The 240-nt window shown below is 56.7% G+C and carries 1 protein-coding gene; it reads left to right on the top strand.

Annotated elements, in window-relative coordinates; genetic code table 11:
- A partial coding sequence (locus AC781_RS04115) for a YqgE/AlgH family protein (protein ID WP_141675741.1) occupies positions 1 to 240 on the top strand: 240 nt, incomplete at both ends.

Here is a 240-nt window from a genome sequence, read left to right as displayed (position 1 = left end):
TGCCGCCCCCTACCTGGATGGCGCCGGATTCCATCATTCCGTCATCTTCCTGAGCCGGGCGGAGAAGGAATTTGTCATCGGCCATATTTTGAATCATCCGTCCGGCATGAATGTGGGGGACGTAGCCCGCCATACGGAAATACCGGAATCCCTTTACGCCGTGCCCATCTTCAAGGGAGGACCCGTAGAACGCAACCAGCTCATCTTCGCCGCTTTCATCCGCACGGAGGATAAATTGCG

Origin of the sequence: Neoakkermansia glycaniphila (assembly GCF_001683795.1) — a bacterium.
Classification (GTDB): Bacteria; Verrucomicrobiota; Verrucomicrobiia; order Verrucomicrobiales; family Akkermansiaceae; genus Akkermansia; species Akkermansia glycaniphila.
This window is presented reverse-complemented; position numbering and strand designations above follow the sequence as displayed.